The 783-nt window shown below is 58.7% G+C and carries 1 pseudogene; it reads left to right on the forward strand.

What is annotated here, in order from left to right:
- Nucleotides 1-783 (forward strand): annotated as a pseudogene (locus tag IAE50_RS25655) (IS3 family transposase); the annotation flags it as partial.

Below are 783 nucleotides of genomic sequence, written 5' to 3' on the forward strand. Positions count from 1 at the left end.
GGAAAACCTGCGGCTGAAGAAACTGGTGGCCGATCTGAGCCTCGACAAGGCCATGCTGCAGGATGTGCTGGCAAAAAAGACCTGACGCTGGCACGGCTGCGTGAATGGGTCCGGGAGCTGCAGGCACGTTACGGGGCCAGCGAACGGCAGGTCTGTTTTGCGCTGCAGGTCAGCCGCAGTTCGTTCCGTTACCGCTCTGTGGCGGCCGATGACAGTGCGCTGCGCCTGCGTATCCGCGAGATCACGGAAACCCGCGTGCATTACGGTTACCGGCGGGTTCACATCCTGCTCAGGCGGGAGGGCTGGCGGGATAACCATAAACGCATTTACCGTCTCTACAGCGAGCAGGGCCTGTCCCTGCGTCTCAAACGTCCCCACCGCAATAAATCGGCACAGCGGCGACAGCCACAGCCTCAGGGGCGGTATCCGAACCATGTCTGGGGCATGGACTTTGTCTCCGATGCGCTGTTTGACGGAAGGCGGTTACGCCTGCTGACGATAATTGATTTGTTCACACGTGAATGCCTGCGGATCTGTGTGGGCCAGAATCTGCGCTCAACGGAAGTGGCGGAGATGCTGAACAGTATTGCACTCAGACGCCCCTTACCACAGTTGCTGAAAACCGATAACGGGTCTGAATTTGCAGGAAAGATGCTGGACAAGTGGGTGTATGAACGGGGGATCCGTATAGACTTTTCCCGGCCGGGAACACCGACAGACAATGCCACGGTGGAGTCGTTCAACGGCCGACTGCGCCAGGAGTGCCTGAACGAGAACTGGTTC

Source organism: Kosakonia sp. S42, from assembly GCF_016624785.1.
Taxonomy (GTDB): Bacteria; Pseudomonadota; Gammaproteobacteria; order Enterobacterales; family Enterobacteriaceae; genus Kosakonia; species Kosakonia cowanii.